We start from the raw sequence: 17,327 nt of genomic DNA on the forward strand, positions 1-17,327 counted from the left end.
ATGCCCGACTCGAACACGGTGGAACTGCGCCCGGTCAAGTTCAGCAGGCTCTCCCGCCGCGGTATCTTGCTCTCCCTCTCCGGTGCGCAGCTAGCCTCGGCGGGCATGGCGGTGGTCACGTTCGTGATCACTCTCTACGTCGCCGGCGCGGATGCCCTGGTGTGGACGTCCCCGCTCTGGGCCGGCGGCATCGCCATCACCTGGTTGCGCGTCGCCGGCCGCCCCGTCATCGAGTGGGCGCCGCTGGTGGCGGGCTGGTGGCGGCGGAAGCTGGCCGGCCAGACGATCTTCCGTAAGCGGATCGGCCGGCCGCGCCCTGCGGGGACGCTCGCGCTGCCCGGCGACGCCTCCGGCCTGAGGCAGTACACCGACCCGGAAACAGGCGCGGTGATGATCCACGATCCACATCAGGCCACGCTCACCGTGGTGTGCCGGATCGAGCATCCGGCGTTCATCCTCCTCGACCCCGCCGAACAGGAACGGCGCGTGTCCGGCTGGGGGCGCGTGCTCGCGACCGTCTGCCGCTCGGGGCGGGTCAGCCGCCTCCAGGTTCTCGAGCGGACCCTCCCGGACTCCGGCAGCGGACTGACGGAATGGTGGCAGCAGCACGGACACGACGACGGCTCCTGGGTCGCCCGCACCTACCAGGACCTGATCAGCCGCGCTGGCCCCTCCGGCGAACGACACGTCACGACCGTCTCCCTGTCGCTGGACCTGCGCCGCGCATCCCGCACGATCCGCACCGCCGGCGGCGGCATGACGGGCAGCGCGGCCGTGCTCCGCCAGGAGATGGCGACCCTCGCGGCAGCCCTGCGCGCGGCAGACCTGCGCCCGTCCGCATGGTGCGACGCCGGGGAGGTCGCGATCATGCTCCGCACCGCGTATGACCCGGCCGTCTCCTCCGCGCTGGAGCGCTCCGGCACCGTCGGGCGTGACCTCGCCACCGCCGGCCCCATCGCCGTCGAAGAGACGTGGGATGCCCTGCGCACCGATTCCGCCCACCACGCTGTGCTCTGGGTGTCCGAATGGCCTCGCGCGCAGACCTACCCCGGGTTCCTCGCTCCACTCTTACTCGCCGGCGGTGTGCGCCGATCGTTCACGATCCTGTATGAACCGATCCGCGCCGACGTCGCCACACGCGACATCCGCAAACGCAAAGTCGAGCACCTCTCCGACGCCACCCAGAGGGCACGGATGGGGCAGATCGATGACGCGTCGCATTCCGCGGAGCTCCAGGACGTGCTGCAGCAGGAGTCCGACCTCGTCGCCGGGCACGGCATCCTCCGCTACACCGGTCTCGTCTCCGTCAGCGCCCGCACACCCGACGAGCTGGAAGCTGCCGTTGCGCAGATCGAGCAGGCCGCGATCCAGTCCTCCCTGGAGACCCGCCGGCTCGTCGCCCAGCAGGCCAGCGCCTTCGCCGTCGCCGCGCTCCCTCTCGCCCGGCACGTCTGAACGACCGCACTCGCACCCACGGGAACGTCAGGAGACTCCATGCGCGACCGACTGCACACCTCCACGCTGATCTCTCCGGCCGGCGAAAGCCGCCGCGCCCGACATGAACGCGAAGCCGCGGCACGACGCCTACGCGAGCAGGCCGACACGGCCCGCCGAGACGAACAGCGTCGGGTCCGTGACGCGCAACGGGCCGAGGAACGCGCGCGCCTGTACCTTCCGCGAGCGGGCGAGCCGGGACCTGCGGCGTTGCGGCAGCCGCGACGGCTGCGGATCCCCCAACACCAGGACACGTCCGCGACTCTGGGCGGCGCGTATCCCTTCCTCTCTGAAGCGGGACTCGGGCCACGGGGCGTGTTCGTCGGCACCGACCTCTACTCGGGTAGTTCGTTCACCTTCGACCCTTGGGACCTGTACGCGCGCGGAATCATCTCCGCCCCGAACATGGTCATCGCCGGGATCGTCGGCTCCGGTAAATCATCGCTCGCGAAGTCCCTCTACACGCGGTCGATCCCCTTCGGCAGGCGGGTGTACGTCGTGGGAGACACTAAAGGAGAGCACTCGGCCGTCGCCGAGCTGGTTGGCGGGAAGGCCATCATGCTGGGCCATGGTTTAGCTGCTCGCCTGAACCCGCTCGACGCCGGCTACCGGCCGTCCGCGCTGTCCGATGCCGAATGGGGAGCACAAGTCACCACTCGGCGGCGTGACCTGATCGGCGCGCTCACCGAGACGATGCTAAACAGGCCCCTCACACCGGTCGAGCACACGGCGATCGACATCGCCCTGCGCTCGGTCGTCGCGACGACCTCGGTGCCGATCCTGCCGCAGGTCGTCGACCGCATCCTGGAACCGGACCAGAGTTCAGACACCCGGCTCGCCGAGGACGGGCGTCTTGCTGGGCATGCCCTCCGCCGCCTAGTGCACGGTGATCTCGCGGGCGTGTTCGACGGTCCGAGCACCGTGGAGTTCGACCCGACTCTGCCGATGCTGTCGCTGGACCTGTCCCGGGTGACGGAGAACTCCGCACTCATCTCCGTGCTGATGACCTGCGCAAGCGCATGGATGGAATCCGCGCTGTTGGACCCGGCAGGCGGGCAGAGATGGGTGATCTATGACGAGGCGTGGCGGCTGATGTCCTACCCAAGCCTGCTGCGCCGCATGGACGCGCACTGGCGGCTCGCCAGGGCGTTGGGCATTGCGAACATGTTGATCTTCCACAAGCTCAGCGACCTGGACACAGTCGGCGACTCCGGCTCCGCCATGCGCGCGCTCGCGTCTTCCTTGCTCGCCAACGCGGAGACCCGCGTGATCTATCGGCAGGAGAGCGACCAGATCACCGGGACCGGAGCGATGCTCGGGCTGTCCGGGACCGAACGCAAGCTCATTCCCGGGCTGGGCACCGGACAAGGGCTCTGGCGCATCAAGGAAAGATCCTTCCTCGTGCAGGGGCAACTTCATCCCGATGAACTCCAGGCCTTCCAGACAGACACGCGCCTTCTCGCCCCCGGCAGCACCCGGGAGCACTGAACGGAGGCGGCGGGACGGCGCCTGTGCGATGTGAAACGACGCAGACAGCACCTCCCCAAGACCCCAACGATCCGACACCGCTCGACCTGGCCCGACGGCCCCGGTACAGATGCGACTATCCCACCGATCCTGCCGCTGGTGCAGATCACCGTCCGCAGCGACGACCAGGTCGAGGTCACCGTCGACGGCGACGTGTGGGTCGCCGGGCCCATCGACCGCGACTCTCTCGGCCGCGTTCTGGGCACGATCGTCTCCGAGAAGGACGTCCCCGTGCGCGTCGAGCTCACCGAGGCCGACGGCCGCCGGTTCGCGGACATCCTCACACCCCGCACCAGACGCAGCGTCTTCGCCCCGCCAACCGACGACAACGAATCTGCGGACCGCACGAAGCTCGCTCCGCTGCTGCGACGCATCGAGGCCGCCGGGTTCGTACCCGGCGAAGACGTAGGGATCGCGATCATCACGCGTGCTGGCTCGGCTGGGCACGACGGCATCGCCCGAACGATCGTGGACACCCGCGACCTCCCCGACGGACACCTCGGCGTCCTGCTGTTCGGGTTCGTCTCTGGCACGATCAGCCACGATCACCTCCGGTCATGACGGGAACATCGCCTAAGCCGGTCAACGACCAGCTCCTCAACCTCGGGCTCGCCGCACTCGCTGGCAGCGTCATCTTTCTCGCCGTCTTGCGCGTCTCCGGATCCCTCGCCGCCTGGCTGACCGGACTGCCCCTCCCCGACGGCGGCCTCGCCGACGGGCTCAGGATCCTCGCCAACCCGCTCGACCCCGGCAACGCGCTCGGCGTGCCGACGCTGAACTCCTTCGTGTACTGGGCGATCACCATCGTGCTGCTGCTGGCCATCATTCTCCCGATCGTCGCCGGGCTCGTGTGGTTGCGCGGACGGAAGCGTCAACCCAACGTGCGCCATGTGCAAGGGCTTGCGACCGGTGCGGAGATATCCGACGCCGCGTCGCGGCGACAGCTCCTGAAGAAGACTGAGACGCTGCGGCCGTCCCTGACGTCGCGGAACACGTCTCCGAACGAGGTCGGCTACTTGTTGGGAAGCGCTCGCGGACGGGAGGTGTGGGCGACCGTGGAAGACTCCCTGCTGCTGATCGGCCCGCCCCGATCCGGCAAGGGCCTGCATGTGGTGATCAACAGCATCCTCGACGCACCGGGCGCGGTCATCACCACCTCCACCCGACCGGACAACCTCACCGTCACCATGCGGGCCCGCGCCCGCAAGGGCCGCGTTGCCGTGTTTGACCCGCAGCACCTCGCCCCCGGCGTACCGGCCGGGCTGCGGTGGTCGCCCGTGCGCGGGTGCGAGGATCCTCTCACGGCCATGATCCGCGCCGCCGGGTTCGCCGCCAGCACCGGGTTCGGAGATGTCGAGGCCGGCGGATTCTGGGAAGGCAAGACGCGCGCCGCGATTCAGGCGCTGCTGCACGCCGCGGCGATCGACGGCCGCGACGCGCGCGCCCTCTACCAGTGGGCGCTGTCTCCGACCGCGGCCGGCGACGCCGTCCGCATCCTGCAAGGATCCACCGATGCGGCCGAGGGCTGGGCGGACTCCCTGGAGTCGATGGTGTCCGCCGATCCGCGCACGAGGGATTCGATCTGGCAGGGCGTCGGGCTCGCGTTCCAATCCCTCGCCGACCCGCGCGTGATGGATGCCGTCACGCCCGCGGACGGGGAAGCGTTCGACCCGGAGAGCTTCATCACCGACCACGGCAGCCTCTACCTCCTCGCCACCGGCTCCGGCGCCTCCTCGTCGGCGGCGCTCGTGGCGGCCTTCATCGAGGACCTCGTCGAGGTCGCACGCCGCATCGCCGCCCGCTCCCCTGGCGCACGTCTGGACCCGCCCATGCTCATGCCGCTCGATGAGATCGGCAACCTCGCGCCCCTGCCCTCACTTCCCTTGCTTATGGCCGAAGGCGGCGGCACCGGCATCACGACGATGCCCGTGCTGCAATCCCTCGCCCAGGCACGCGATAAGTGGGGCGAGCAGGCCGCGCAAGCGATCTGGGACGCCTCGATCGTGAAGATCATTCTGGGCGGCGGCTCCAACGCGAAAGACCTCCAGGACCTCGCAGCCCTGTTTGGCGAACGCGACGAGGACACCGACTCCGTCTCTGCCGACCAGTACGGCGGGCACTCCCTGCAGCGTTCCATTCGGCGGGTGCCGATCCTCCCGCCGGATCTGTTGCGCGCGTTGCCGTTCGGCACCGGCGTGATCGTGCTTCGCTCCGCGCGCCCCATCGTCGCCGACCTGCACCCCTGGACCCGACGTCCCGAAGCCGACGCGCTGAAGGCCGAGCGCTCCGCGGTGGAGGAGACGATCCGCACAGCCCAGTAGCGCTCCGGTGACACCGCAGCGGCGCCTGTGATGCGAGCGGACGTCCCGTTCGCAGTGCGACACAGGGAAAGCGAGAAGACCATGACCATCAAGACCCAGCAATCCATCTCCGGATTCATCGTCGGCAACCTCAAGCTCGAGCACACCCGAAGCGGCGACGCGAAGCTCACGGCCCGCGTCGGGCAGGACCGATTCGAGCGCCTCGACGACGGAGACTTCAAGCGGCTCGACCCCGAGTACTTCGACATCGTGCAGTTCCGCAAGGCCGCCGAGCGCACCTTCCAGGCGTTCAAGCCCGGAGACCGATTCGTCGCCGAAGGATACGTGCACGAGTACGAGTACGAGAACCGTGCCGGTGAGACGGTGCCCGGCGAAGAGTTCGTCGTCAAAAAGATCGGCCACGACACGGCCCGCACCCACTACAACGTCCAGCGGACCCCGCACCGCAACAGCCCCGAAGCAGGACAGGACGGGCCGACGCAGACCGCGGATCAGAGCGAGGCCACCATCGACGGTCCGGAGCTCGACGACGCGCCCCCGCAGCGGGCGCAGACCGCCGGCGCGGTCGAGAGTGCACCCCCGGAAGTCGACCCCGGCCCGGAGCGGCGACTCGCCTACATCCCCTCGAACGGGGTCAGCAGCCGACCCGAGATGGCCGGCGCGAGCGCCGAGCTGTCCCGCTGATCACTGACCGCCGGTGGCGGCGCACGTCTCCTCTTCGCCCGCTGCCACCGGTTATCCGACCCCTTGTCTGGAGAACACGATGAGCGACGACCTCACGCCCGAGCACGACGAACCCGATCTCGAGGACATCGACCCCGCGTTCAACGACGACGACGACGCCGATGAGCTTCCCGCGCCACCGCACCCGATCAACTGGGACCTGCTCAGCCCCTCGGACGCCGAACACGAATGGCTCACCCTCAACGAGTGGGTGCACTGGCTGCGCAAGACCTACGGGCTGCCCGCAGCGATCATCCCACCACTCTGGCACCGGCACCGCGAACTCGTCTGGGAGCTCTCCGCCCTCCACCTGCACTGGCTCGGCGCGTACGACGCCGAACAGGACGGCTCCGCTCCCCTGGGATGGCACGCCGACTTCGCCCTCGCACGAGAGCGCCTCCGCGAATGGGTCACCATCTCCGGCACGCGCCTGGATCGCGACCGCCCGACCCGGCAGACCACCTGGCCCGGCGAGGAAGCCACCGACGACATGACAGACACCCCTATCACGGACCGCGAAGAGGACTTCTACCGGTTCGTCACCGAGGACATCGCCCGACGCCGTCAACTGCGCGAAGAGCTGCGCGCCCTCCGCGGGGAGACCGCTGGCCGAGGCGATGACCGCGATTCGTCAGCGGAGTAGGCGGTACCGCGATGACCGACAAGCCGCGAGATGGCTCTGAGCGTGACCCGAGGAAGACAGATCGCGCGAAGGCCGCTCAGTATCGCGAGACCGCGAAGCGAAAGCGCGATGCGGATCCGGAGCTGCGGGAGAAGTGGCTGCAGCGCAAACGTGAGGAGGCGAAGCGCTACCAGGCTCGACGCAAGGCCAAGGAAGAGCGTCAGGCCCGTAACCGTGAGCGTGTGGACGCCTGGCGGAAGGCGAACCCGGAACGGGTGGCCGAACGGCAGCGGCGCTGGACGGAGGAGAACCGCGACAAGGTCCGCGCTCACCAGCTGGACTACTACTATCGCCATCACGACGAGCGCCTGGTGGCGATGCGAGACCGCAATGCCGCCCGCCGCACCGACCCGGCTCAGCGAGAGAAGCAGCGGAAGTACGTCGCGGACAACCGCGAGCGCCTCAACGCCCGCCAACGCGAACGCCGCTCGACGCCGGAAGGGCGCGAGAAGCACCGGCGTGAGCAACGCGAGTACCGGCAACGGGAGAAGCGCCGCCGCGAGCTCGGCCTGCCCCCACGTCCGCACCATCGCTCGACCGCCAACGAGCGTGCCCGCAACGAGGCCGCGGCCGAAGAGTTCTTCTCCCGACCCCGCACTCAGCAAGAACTCATCCGGCTCGAGAAGGAGGGCGCCGCGATCCGCGTGAGCCGGATCAAGGCCGAACGCACCGACGAGCAGATCCACGCCGACATCGCCGCAACGGTGCGGGAGAACGACGACGCCAGGCGTCGCGTCGACGTGTTCTTGCGCTCCAGCTCGGGAAGACGTCTGCAAGAGGAAGTGCGCATGGACTCCGTCGCACGACAGATGAGAGGACTAGCTCCCTACCCCGATCTCACCGGTGAGGCACGACGTCGCGCATCACTCGCACTGGCATCCGGATCCAACGGGTGGCACGAGGACATCGACAGCATCCGCGGCCAACGACCTCACACCATGCGCGTTCCACTTCAGGCCCCGAGATTCAGGGCTTCCACGAGACAAACGCCAACGGCACCCGTGAGGCAACTATGAGCGAAGACGAGAAGCCCGACGACGCACGCCTCTTCTTCTCCGAAGAGGAGACCGCCGCGCTCCTGGGCATCCATCGCACCACGCTTCGAGCGCTCGCTCTGAAAGGACGCGCCCCCATAGAGGCGATCCATGTCAGCGAGCACAAGCGCATCTACCGTCGCATCGATGTTGAGCGGCTGGCCGGGATAGCGAAATGAGCGTCGAGCCCCGCAAGACGAAGGCCGGGAAGACTCGCTACCTTGCGCGCGTGAAGGTCGGCGAGGTCCACGTCGGCTCCAAGACGTTCGGGCGCAAGAGCGATGCAGAGAGATGGGAGCGAGAACAGAGGCACCTGTTCGAGACAGGCCGCCCTCTCGCGCCGAAGTCGAGCTTCACGCTCGAGCAGTTCGTCACGATGTTCCAAGAGGCTCGCAGGAACGGCAATCCGCACACGGTGGACACCGACAACAACAATCTTGCGGCGCTGCCCAAATCGCTCCTCGTGCGGCCCCTCGCCTCGATCCAGCCTGACGACCTTCGGGAGCACCTGCTCGCCGAGCTCCGCAGAGGCAAGGCGCCCTCGACGGTGGCTCGCGCGAAGACGACATTGAGTGCGCTGTTCACGCACGCCGAGCAGCAAGGGCTGCTGCAGCAACCGCACCCGGTTCGGGGGATGCGAAAGATCCCAGAACTCGGCACTGTCAAGCAGCGCTCGATCAGTCTGAGTGAGATCCCGACTCCGGAGAAGGTCTCGTCCACGTTGCACGGCCTTCGCGAAAGACGTTCGGACGTCGCGGACGTCTTCGAGTTCATGTCACTCACCGGGGTGCGTTGGGGTGAGGCGCGCGCGATCCGGGTCCGCTGGCTGAGCGACAGCGGGCTGCCTCAGCTGGATATAGAGCGCTCACACTCGGATCGCTACAAGGAGAAGGACCCGAAGTCGTGGCGCGGGACTCGATCGATCCCGCTGTCGCCTCGTGGGGTCGAGATCTTCGACGCGCACGCCGCCGGGAAGTCACCGGACGACTACCTCTTCACCAATCAGCTTGGAGGGCAACTGTCCGTCGGTGTCGTCCGCAAGTTCCCGCTCGGGTTCCGCCGGCACGCGCTTCGGCACTTCGCCGCGTCGACCTGGCTGCGCTTGGGCACGCCCGTGCACGAGGTAGCCGAGTACCTCGGCGACGACCCACGGACGGTACTGACGGTCTACGCCCACGTCCTCGGAGAAGGTCAGCGACGCGACTTCGCGAAGCGGTTGGCAGCGTCTGAACGCGATCCTCAGAATCCCGCCAGCATGAAGGCGACTACACAAGACAGAGAGCTGCGGAGCCATCCCAGGGACGGTCAGAGGCGAGAGGGTATCACGCTCTGAATGTGCTCGTCATGGAACCTCAGCACGATTAGTCGGAAGTCGGTGGGTAGAAGCCGCTGCGCGCAGCGTTCGCTGCTGGGCCTCCGAAGAAGTACTCCCGGCTGCCATCAGGCAACGGCGAAACCGGTGACTTGTTCTCAAGGATCAACGCCTGTCCCCGGAACTGATTCTGGAGATGGGCGTAGAACGCGTCGACCACGTTGGTAGCGATGGTCTCGTCCTCGCCTGCGAGCTCCGGATCTCCCGGTTGCCGATAAGTGACGACCGGCGAATCGAGGATGACGAAACCGGGATGCCGGTAGTCGCGCCGAATGCAGTAGTCCGCAAGCGCCACGTTGAACAGCGCATGGAGTATTGAGCGGACGCCTTTGCCACGCGTTCGACGGACGCGTTGGTCGACGACCAGGTCTCGCTCGCTGGTGGAATAGTGAACGACACTGTCAGGCGAGAATCGCCATTCCCGCAGGATCTCCTGGGCGACCGTGTCGAACTGATGCAGGTCGCCTGAGACGATCGGGACATCAGTGGATGTCTTGGGCTTCTCTATCTGTGCCGTCGTTGCGCGCAGTGCAAGCAGCTTCAACAGCCGGTTGTGCGCTTCGATCTCTCGTTCTACGCGCGAGCGTGTTTCTAAGAGCGGCGTGAAATCGTCGCCCGGGCTCCTGATTTCGGTGTCGAGCCGCCGAATCTCGGTTGTGAGTTGCTCATTTTGGTCGTTGAGGGAGCGGGCCTTCCCACGGATTTCCTGCCGCTCGCTCTGAATGCCGGAGATCGTCTGCTCAAGGTCCGCCCGCAAGACGCGGATCTTGGATTGCTCGGTATCAATGGCAGCCGCGAACGTTGTTGCTTCAGCGAGGTCCGCAACCGGGTCGGGCCAGTGCTGATGCTCGGCACCCGCTCCACAAAACGGACAACGACCCTGATCGTCCACGGCTAGGACATCGGTGGCCTGCACAAGCATCTCCAGTCGAGCGAAGTCAGACTCGTACTGGTCGTGGAGAAGGCCGAATCGGGACTCCAGACTCCCGAGTTCATCGAGGCGCTCGCGAAGACTGGCGAGAGTGTCGGTGTTCGTCGAGCGTTGTAGCACGAGGCTGTCGCGTCTGGAGCTGATGTCATTGATCGCCTTGCTTGTTGCGTGCAACGAGGCATTGAGTCGCGCCAGCTGGTCGCGAAGCTGATCAACGGGCGGAGATTCGGCAAGTTCCTGTTCGAGCTCGGTGATGACCTGCTCGAGAATCTCAAGCTTGTTCGTGGAGATCTTCTTGAGCTCCGCGGCTTTCGGTATGGGGATCAGTCCGGAGTCGTCGTGGCCTTCAATGAACAAGCGGAAGATCGCAGCTTCGACGGGACGGTCGCTGAACTGACCGAACTCGATCGGCGAGCGTTTGGCGAGGATGCTCTCCTCGTCGACGGCCACAAGTCGAAACACGTCCCGCCATTGGAGGGGGCGCGTCTCGTTGTACTGGCTCGTGCGAACGAGCTTCTCATCTAGCTCCGTGAGTGAGAGCAGGAACCGCGAGGCGCTCCGTGGGTCTTTCGAGACGTGCTTCGGGGCCAGGTACTCGGGTGCTGGCTCAGTGGTCAGGAAGCGGACGTCCCCTTCTAGTAGGCCGATGGTGCCGCCCGTGAGATCACGGACAAGCGTGATGGTTCCCAATGTCTCGGTTCGCAGGCCGAGGTGGACGTACTGGTAGCCCTTTCCCTCGTCCGGCATCTCGATGCTCTGCGCTAGTCCGAACGCATAGCCGATGAGCGCAAACACATGTGACTTGCCAGTGTCGGATGCTCCATGGATAACAGTAAGACGGTCCCCGAACTCGATCGTGGCCGGCGCCACGTTCTGGCCGACAACGGTGAGATGTATGAGGTGAAGTCGGTCAGCCACGGTGCTCGTCCTCATTCAGATGCTCGAACTCCTCAGCCCATCGCCCGAAGACGACATCGAGTCGAGCGCGGATGGACTCGTCATCGAGCGGCCCGAACTCGGTGGCAGCCCAGTTGCACCGCTCACGTAAGCGGGACAGATACGGAGCGTCGATGGCGTCGAGGAACGGGCGTGCGTCATCACTCGCCCCATAGGAGATGCCTGAAATGTCGAGGTCGCGAATGATCAACCCGCGCGCTCCCATGAGAAGGATCGCCTGATGGACGAGTTCACGCTTCACTCCAAGTTCTCCAACGCGGCCCGGGATCTCCGGGTGCAGACTCCGAACACCAGAGAAGTCCCCGCTGTGGAGCACAGCATGGTCGAGCAGGACGATACGGGTGAGATCAGCCCGCGCCGGGTACAGGGCGGTCAACAGCGCAACAATGCGGATGCCGATTTCGAGCGGGCTGTTCAGCAGTTGCGTCATTGGTCGGACACCCAAGTCAATCTGTCGTCGTTGGCAAGTTGATGACAGATGCCACGACGATCTGCAGGCTCGGTGACCTGAATCAGCGCATTCGCACTGAGTTGCGCGTTGACGGCCTGCTCCAGTGTGTGGCGGAGTCGCTCAAGCCCATCTGAGTGCTCCGCCTCGGCGGTCTCGACGACCGCGTCATACAGTTCGTTCTGAAGTCCTTCGAAGGTGTTCAGTGGGACGCTGTCTCGCGCAAAGTTTCGGAGCGCTTCAGCACGGAAGAAGCTCTCCCGCTGCCGCTTGAAGTGCGCGCCTGCCTTTTCATGAGCCTGGGCAGTCGGGATGCTGTCGACGACGGAGTAACGCTCCTGATAGGCGTCGACGAGCTTGCGCACGTAGACCTGTTCGTTTATGAGGACTTGGGATGGTGGATCCTCTGCTACTGGCCGGTTCGGCAACCCGCCCCCGAATCGCGCCGCAGAGTAGGGGGTCAAAGCATGCTGGTCGAGGAGTGCCAAGACCTCAATCGACCCAAACATTGAGAAATCGGTGACGCTCGCGAGCGCGTGCACAGCGTCGCGGGTAGCTTGATCCAACTCCTTGAACGGCTTGGTCTCACTGGACTCAACCTGCTCGAGGAACTTCGTCCGCAGTTCCGTCGGAGTCGATACAAGATGCGCCAGAGCGGTACCGAGCCCCCGGGGAGCGATGAAACAGTACCTTTCCGGCAGGCGGTAAAGTCCGTTCCGGATGGGAAGAAGGAAGACCTTGAGCATCTCTGGCCATGCGACCGATGGAGTCAGACTCTTGTCGTAGTGCTTCCCCTGGAAGCAATCCCAGTCGCCTTCGAACCCACGGTCTGTCTTGAAGCCAGCGACATCGACGCCACGATCACCAGAGCCACCGAATCGTTGCACACGGGCATACGTGGGCACGAGTCCAGTTGCCCACTCCTCGATGAATATCTCCCACTCGTCGGGATCGTAAGTCTGGATGATCTTGCGTGGCGCCAAGCGAGGACCGTACTCAGCACGCGCGGCGGTGAGAACTGAGGAGGGCTCGGCGACGTCCAGGTCGCGCGCATCGATCACAAAACTCTCCATGTGCTCAAGCTAGTGGAGAACCGTCGCAATCCCTGAGTGGGAGGCCCCGAAGGCGACCTGGCGTCACGAATCTTGCGAGCCCGGCAACTTCACGGCAACTTCTAGAGAAATATCTTCGCGAAGCTAAGATGTGATGCGATCCCGCCCGGGGTAAATCGGCTTCTGATCAGCCATTTTTGGCGGAGACGGAGGGATTTGAACCCTCGGTCCCCGTGAGGGGACTCCACCTTAGCAGGGTGGTGCACTAGGCCTGACTATGCGACGTCTCCATGCGTTCCGCCGTGGCGAGAACGCGTCATGCCATCATAACCGCTCCCGACGCCTGCGACGAACCGCGACCGCACCGACGCAGGGTAAGCGCTTTCCGCTATGCTCGGATGCACCACGATCGTGCCACAGCCGCCACATCATCGGAACGGAAGAGGACATGCCCGAACCCCGCGTCATCAACGACAACGGAGCCTGGTGCTGGTTCCAAGACGAACGAGCCCTCATCGACCCTGATCGCCGGCTGCTCGTCGTCGGCTCGGTCCCCGCTCCCGAGGGCCCCGGCGGTGACGCCCGCGCCGGGAACATCGAAGTCACCGTCGCCGATCTCGAGAACGGCACCGCACAGGTCGTCGTCCTGCACGAGCGGCTCGAGACCGATGACCACGACGTGCCGGCGCTCTGGCGCCGGCGCGACGGCCGCTGGCTCGCCGTCTACGCCAAGCACAAGACCGACAATTTGACCCGCTGGCGCGTCAGCGAGCCGGACGACCCGACGCGCTGGGGCCCCGAGCAGACGTTCGACTGGACCGACCTCACCGGCGGCAGCGGCGTCACGTACTCGAACCTTCATGAACTCGACGGACGCCTGTACTGCTTCGCGCGCGCCATCAACGACGACCCGTGCGCGCTGGTCTCCGACGACGAGGGCGACACCTGGACCTACGCCGGCAAGCTCTTCACCCGCCCCAAACTCGGCTACGTCAACGGCTACACGCGCTACGTCTCCACCGGCGATCGCATCGACTTCGTCACGACCGACCACCACCCGCGCGACTACGACAATTCGATCTACCACGGGTACCTCGCGTCCGGCGGACTGCACGACAGCGCCGGCAACGTCATCGCGAACCCGGCGCCGAGCGACGACGCCCCGTCCCAGGTCGAGCTCACGACAGTCCTGGCGGCGCGCTCGGAGGGCCCGGAGGGCGTCCGGATGCACGCCTGGACGACCGACATCCGCCGCGCGCCGGACGGCACGATCGCCGCGGTCCTCACCGCCCGCGTCGACGACGACCTCGAAGCCGATCCCGACCGCAACCACCCCGTCCGCGACATCCGCTTCTACGCCGCGCGCCTCTCGCCCGGGGCCGACACCTGGCAGCTCGTCGAACTCGCCGAAGCCGGCGGCGGCCTCCTCCCCCACGAGCAGGACTACACCGGCCTCGCGGCCATCGACCCCTACGACATAGACTCCGTCTACATTTCGACGCCGGTCGACCCGCGCACCCGCGATCGCCTGGCTCACTACGAGATCTTCCACGGCACGACATCGGATGCCGGAATCACCTGGTCCTGGACACCGATCACCGAGGACTCCCCGCACGACAACCTGCGCCCGATCGTCGCCCCGGGCGACCAGGGTCGCGTCGCTCTGCTGTGGTTCCGCGGCGAGATGACCGCGTCCCAGCACTACCGTTGTGAGATCGTGCTGCTCGATCTGCCGCGCACCGCCGGCGCACACACCGCGAAGGACATCGCATGACCACCGTCTTCCTCGTCGGAGCCCACGGCTACGGCCACGTCCATCTCCGCAACCTCGAGCGCCTCGGCGACCGCGTCGACCTCATCGGCCTCGCCGACCCGAAGGGCGGCCCCGAGGAGGGCTACGGATCGGACGTTCCGTCCTGGCCGACGCTGGGTGCCGCGCTGGCCACCGGCATCCGACCGGACATCGTCATCGTCGCCACCCCGACCAATACGCACCACGGTCTCGCGGCGCAGGCGCTCGAGCACGGCAGCCACGTCTACCTCGAGAAGCCGCCGGTGGCGACCATGGAGCAGTTCGCCGACCTGCTCGCCCTGCAGGAGCGCACCGGCCTCAGCATCCAGGTCGGGTTCCAGAGCTTCGGCTCGCACGCCCTCACCGAGATCGCCGCGCTCGGAGGCGCAACCTCTGTCGCCACCTGGGCGAGCTGGAGCCGCGAGTTCGCTTACTGGAATCGCTCGGCGTGGGCGGGAAAGCGCACCCTCGATGGGCAGCCCGTGGTCGACGGCGTCCTCACCAACGCGCTCTCGCACGCTGTCGCGACGGCACTGCACATCGCCGGCGCACGCCGGCGCGATGACGTCGCGCGCATCGAGCTCGAGCTCTACCGTGCGAACGACATCGAGGCCGACGACACGTCGAGCGTCCGGATCACGCTGGCCGACGGCCGCGTCGTCTCGGCTGCCCTCACTCTCGCCGGCGCCGCGCAGGACCAGCCGCTCATCGAGGTGCGCACGGCATCCACCGACGTCCTGTTCTCCTATACGGATGACGTCATCACCTACCCGGACGGCCGAGTGTCCCGTCCCGGACGCATCGAGTTGTTCGAGCAGTTCCTCGATCACCTCGACCATGGCGCCGCGCAGCTGTCGGCACTCGTGGACTCCGGTGCCTATATGGAGGTGCTCGAGGCCGTCCGCACGGCCACGGCACCGGTGCAGATCCCGGATGCCGCGACCACGACCCTCGACACGATGATCGTCGTCGACGACATCGCGGAGTGGGTGCAGCGCACCGCCCGCGCCGGCGCCCTCTTCAGTGAGGTTCGTGCCCCGTTCGCGCCGGAGATTCCGGACGGCGCCACGGAGGACATCGCCCTCGGCGACCAGGTCGTCGCCGTCCGCGACGACGGATCGGCCGTCACCCCGACGTCCGGGCCCCGCCCGTTCCTGCATCCGGTGCGCACACCGGGCGGCGTCGTCGTGACGGATGCGCACCCCGACGACCACGACTGGCACCTCGGCGTCTCCGTCGCGATCCAGCACGCGGGCGGAGTGAACTTCTGGGGCGGACCGACCTACACGCGCGAGTCCGGATACCGCTGGCTGGACGACCACGGCCGCATCGCGACGACGTCGTTCGACCGCACCAGGTCGGGGTTCACCTCGACGGCGGACTGGCACGCCCCCGACGGTGCCGCGCTGCTGCGCGAGACGACGACGTGGCGGTTCCGGACATCCGCCGAGGCGCGTGCGTGGACGTTCCAGACCACGACCGTTCTGGAAGCCGCGTCCGGCCCGATCGAACTGGGCAGCCCCGGATCGCACGGCCGCGCCGGCGGCGGATACGGCGGGTTCGCCTGGCGCTTCCCCGCGGCATCCGACGTCGATGTGCGCACCGCGGATGCCGCCGGCGAAGACGCCGTACACGGCAGCGTGTCGGACTGGATCGCCTTCAGCGCGCGCTTCCCCGACGGCGAAGCGACCGTCGCCCTGGCCTCGGATGATCAGCGCCCATGGTTCGTGCGCGTGACCGATTACCCCGGTCTCGGCTCCGCGCTCGCGTGGGAGGAGCCGATCGTCCTGGATGCCGGTGAGTCCGTCACGCTGTCCTTCCGCGGGGTCGTCGCCGACGGCCGGCTGACGGATGCCGAGGTCACCGCGCTTCTGGGCTGACCCTGCCGGTCAGGAGTACGACAGCGCGACCGGCCGCTCCAGACCCTCGAACGCGATCGTCGGCCATCGTTCGTCGATCGTGAGCACCTCCCAGCCCTCCGGCGCGCGCAGCAGCGTGTCCTCGACCTTGACTCCCGGCGCCGTCGGGTTCCACGCGAACGCCTGCCACTCGGCGAGCGCATCCGTCGTGGCGGTGGTCGCCCGCGGGTCGCGCCCCGCGTAACCCGTCGGACCGCCCTGGTGGTGCCGCTGCCACTCGTCCACGGCGAACCCGTTCGCGGCGTACGCGGCGCTCCCCTCGGCGAACACCTCGTCGAGCGGACGACCGGGAACCGACGCATCGAGGAAGGCGCGTTCGACGGCGAGGATCCGCTCATCCGCGGCATCCGCACCGACCCAGCGGGTGATGTTGGCGATCAGGCCGTGCCGGCGGCCGCACGCGACGACCATGGCCCGCTCGCCCAACGCGGCCGCCGTCGGCAGCGGGTGCCGGAACGCCAGCCGCGAGGCTCCTGCAACGAGGATCACCAGTGGATCGATACCGCGGGCGACGAGTCCGGCCGCAACGGATGCCGCGACCGACTGCTCCGTGTGCCCGGGCGCGACCGTGGACAGGACGTCGGTGAGCACCTCGGCGCAGTCGCGCCCGAGAGCCCGGTAGCGGTCGCGCTCCCCCGGCAGCAGCGACGCGCGCGCCGCCCGCAGCTCGGCGGCGACGGCGGGCTCCTGGACGCCCGAGCCCGCGGCCAGCGCCGCCTCGGCCGGCGGCGTCTGCCAGTCCACGCGCACGACACGGTCCGCGTCGGCAGGGAGCAGTTCCTCGGCGATCAGCCGATCGGCCTCGTTGGCCGCGACGAAAAGGGTGTCTCCGGCATCCTCGACGCGGACGGCGACCACCGGCGGCCCTGCCAGCGAGATGTGCGTCCGCACTCCGTCGAGGTACCACGAGACCGCCTCGTGAGAGGTCAGCACCAGCGGACCTCCGACCGCGGCGCGCAGACGCGCCAACCGGTCCTGCTTGACCTCGCGGTCACCTGTCGATCCCATCATCGCGATCGGCCTCCCCTTCGTCCGGAAACGTTTTCTCACACGATAGTGGCTAATATGGCCTGGT

The 17,327-nt window shown here is 67.1% G+C and carries 15 protein-coding genes and 1 tRNA gene; 11 read left to right on the forward strand and 5 right to left on the reverse strand.

Translation table 11 applies throughout. The features are described from left to right. From ACFCYE_RS10915 to ACFCYE_RS10955, 9 genes are all read left to right on the forward strand, one after another. The gene (locus tag ACFCYE_RS10915; RefSeq protein WP_376178642.1) at positions 1-1,455 is read left to right on the forward strand and encodes an SCO6880 family protein; all 1,455 of its coding nucleotides are present in this window, start codon (positions 1-3) and stop codon (positions 1,453-1,455) included. 39 nt (positions 1,456-1,494) lie between these two features. Next, positions 1,495-2,982: an ATP-binding protein gene (locus ACFCYE_RS10920; protein ID WP_376178644.1), complete on the forward strand. Its 1,488-nt coding sequence runs from the start codon at positions 1,495-1,497 to the stop codon at positions 2,980-2,982. A 138-nt stretch (positions 2,983-3,120) separates the two neighbouring features. Next, positions 3,121-3,582, forward strand: coding sequence for a hypothetical protein (locus tag ACFCYE_RS10925; protein WP_376178646.1), 462 nt, complete (start codon positions 3,121-3,123; stop codon positions 3,580-3,582). After that, the gene (locus ACFCYE_RS10930) at positions 3,579-5,342 is read left to right on the forward strand and encodes a type IV secretory system conjugative DNA transfer family protein (protein ID WP_376178647.1); all 1,764 of its coding nucleotides are present in this window, start codon (positions 3,579-3,581) and stop codon (positions 5,340-5,342) included. Before ACFCYE_RS10925 ends, ACFCYE_RS10930 begins: the two co-directional genes overlap by 4 nt. Positions 5,343-5,423: 81 nt before the next feature. Next, a complete protein-coding gene (locus ACFCYE_RS10935; protein WP_376178649.1) occupies positions 5,424-6,026 on the forward strand; it encodes a single-stranded DNA-binding protein in 603 nt (200 codons plus the stop codon). 79 nt (positions 6,027-6,105) lie between these two features. Next, a complete protein-coding gene (locus tag ACFCYE_RS10940) occupies positions 6,106-6,708 on the forward strand; it encodes a hypothetical protein (protein ID WP_376178651.1) in 603 nt (200 codons plus the stop codon). 11 nt (positions 6,709-6,719) lie between these two features. Beyond that, the gene (locus ACFCYE_RS10945; protein ID WP_376178652.1) at positions 6,720-7,763 is read left to right on the forward strand and encodes a hypothetical protein; all 1,044 of its coding nucleotides are present in this window, start codon (positions 6,720-6,722) and stop codon (positions 7,761-7,763) included. Then, entirely contained in the window at positions 7,760-7,960 is a 201-nt protein-coding gene (locus ACFCYE_RS10950; protein ID WP_376178653.1) for a MerR family transcriptional regulator, read from the forward strand. The genes ACFCYE_RS10945 and ACFCYE_RS10950 overlap by 4 nt, the downstream gene beginning before the upstream one ends. Beyond that, positions 7,957-9,114: a tyrosine-type recombinase/integrase gene (locus ACFCYE_RS10955; protein ID WP_376178654.1), complete on the forward strand. Its 1,158-nt coding sequence runs from the start codon at positions 7,957-7,959 to the stop codon at positions 9,112-9,114. Before ACFCYE_RS10950 ends, ACFCYE_RS10955 begins: the two co-directional genes overlap by 4 nt. Before the next feature lie 28 nt (positions 9,115-9,142). Here ACFCYE_RS10955 and ACFCYE_RS10960 read toward each other — a convergent pair whose 3' ends face one another. The 4 genes from ACFCYE_RS10960 to ACFCYE_RS10975 form a co-directional block, all read right to left on the reverse strand. Further along, positions 9,143-11,002, reverse strand: coding sequence for a hypothetical protein (locus tag ACFCYE_RS10960; protein WP_376178655.1), 1,860 nt, complete (start codon positions 11,000-11,002; stop codon positions 9,143-9,145). Continuing rightward, positions 10,995-11,471, reverse strand: coding sequence for an ABC-three component system middle component 2 (locus ACFCYE_RS10965; RefSeq protein WP_376178657.1), 477 nt, complete (start codon positions 11,469-11,471; stop codon positions 10,995-10,997). The genes ACFCYE_RS10960 and ACFCYE_RS10965 overlap by 8 nt, the downstream gene beginning before the upstream one ends. Next, positions 11,468-12,562, reverse strand: a complete 1,095-nt coding sequence (locus ACFCYE_RS10970; protein WP_376178658.1) for an ABC-three component system protein — start codon at positions 12,560-12,562, stop codon at positions 11,468-11,470. Before ACFCYE_RS10970 ends, ACFCYE_RS10965 begins: the two co-directional genes overlap by 4 nt. A gap of 177 nt (positions 12,563-12,739) precedes the next feature. Continuing rightward, positions 12,740-12,831 (reverse strand) — tRNA-Ser (locus ACFCYE_RS10975). A 158-nt stretch (positions 12,832-12,989) separates the two neighbouring features. On the opposite strand from ACFCYE_RS10975, the gene ACFCYE_RS10980 reads away from it, so the two are divergent. After that, positions 12,990-14,315, forward strand: coding sequence for a BNR-4 repeat-containing protein (locus tag ACFCYE_RS10980; protein ID WP_376178660.1), 1,326 nt, complete (start codon positions 12,990-12,992; stop codon positions 14,313-14,315). Then, the gene (locus ACFCYE_RS10985) at positions 14,312-16,213 is read left to right on the forward strand and encodes a DUF6807 family protein (RefSeq protein WP_376178662.1); all 1,902 of its coding nucleotides are present in this window, start codon (positions 14,312-14,314) and stop codon (positions 16,211-16,213) included. The genes ACFCYE_RS10980 and ACFCYE_RS10985 overlap by 4 nt, the downstream gene beginning before the upstream one ends. A 9-nt stretch (positions 16,214-16,222) precedes the next feature. Here the strand turns inward: ACFCYE_RS10985 and ACFCYE_RS10990 are convergent, their stop codons facing one another. Beyond that, entirely contained in the window at positions 16,223-17,263 is a 1,041-nt protein-coding gene (locus tag ACFCYE_RS10990) for a M24 family metallopeptidase (RefSeq protein WP_376178664.1), read from the reverse strand. Positions 17,264-17,327: the final 64 nt, after the last annotated feature.

The organism is Microbacterium sp. NPDC056234, assembly GCF_042267585.1.
In the GTDB taxonomy this organism is placed as follows: Bacteria; Actinomycetota; Actinomycetes; order Actinomycetales; family Microbacteriaceae; genus Microbacterium.

Excerpts from the sequence above, each read along its gene's own strand:
- ACFCYE_RS10915 (WP_376178642.1), top strand. The coding sequence starts at position 1 with ATGCCCGACTCGAACACGGTGGAACTGCGCCCGGTCAAGTTCAGCAGG.
- ACFCYE_RS10920 (WP_376178644.1), top strand. The coding sequence starts at position 1,495 with ATGCGCGACCGACTGCACACCTCCACGCTGATCTCTCCGGCCGGCGAA.
- ACFCYE_RS10930 (WP_376178647.1), top strand. The coding sequence starts at position 3,579 with ATGACGGGAACATCGCCTAAGCCGGTCAACGACCAGCTCCTCAACCTC.
- ACFCYE_RS10935 (WP_376178649.1), top strand. The coding sequence starts at position 5,424 with ATGACCATCAAGACCCAGCAATCCATCTCCGGATTCATCGTCGGCAAC.
- ACFCYE_RS10940 (WP_376178651.1), top strand. The coding sequence starts at position 6,106 with ATGAGCGACGACCTCACGCCCGAGCACGACGAACCCGATCTCGAGGAC.
- ACFCYE_RS10945 (WP_376178652.1), top strand. The coding sequence starts at position 6,720 with ATGACCGACAAGCCGCGAGATGGCTCTGAGCGTGACCCGAGGAAGACA.
- ACFCYE_RS10950 (WP_376178653.1), top strand. The coding sequence starts at position 7,760 with ATGAGCGAAGACGAGAAGCCCGACGACGCACGCCTCTTCTTCTCCGAA.
- ACFCYE_RS10955 (WP_376178654.1), top strand. The coding sequence starts at position 7,957 with ATGAGCGTCGAGCCCCGCAAGACGAAGGCCGGGAAGACTCGCTACCTT.
- ACFCYE_RS10965 (WP_376178657.1), bottom strand. The coding sequence starts at position 11,471 with ATGACGCAACTGCTGAACAGCCCGCTCGAAATCGGCATCCGCATTGTT.
- ACFCYE_RS10970 (WP_376178658.1), bottom strand. The coding sequence starts at position 12,562 with ATGGAGAGTTTTGTGATCGATGCGCGCGACCTGGACGTCGCCGAGCCC.
- ACFCYE_RS10980 (WP_376178660.1), top strand. The coding sequence starts at position 12,990 with ATGCCCGAACCCCGCGTCATCAACGACAACGGAGCCTGGTGCTGGTTC.
- ACFCYE_RS10985 (WP_376178662.1), top strand. The coding sequence starts at position 14,312 with ATGACCACCGTCTTCCTCGTCGGAGCCCACGGCTACGGCCACGTCCAT.
- ACFCYE_RS10990 (WP_376178664.1), bottom strand. The coding sequence starts at position 17,263 with ATGATGGGATCGACAGGTGACCGCGAGGTCAAGCAGGACCGGTTGGCG.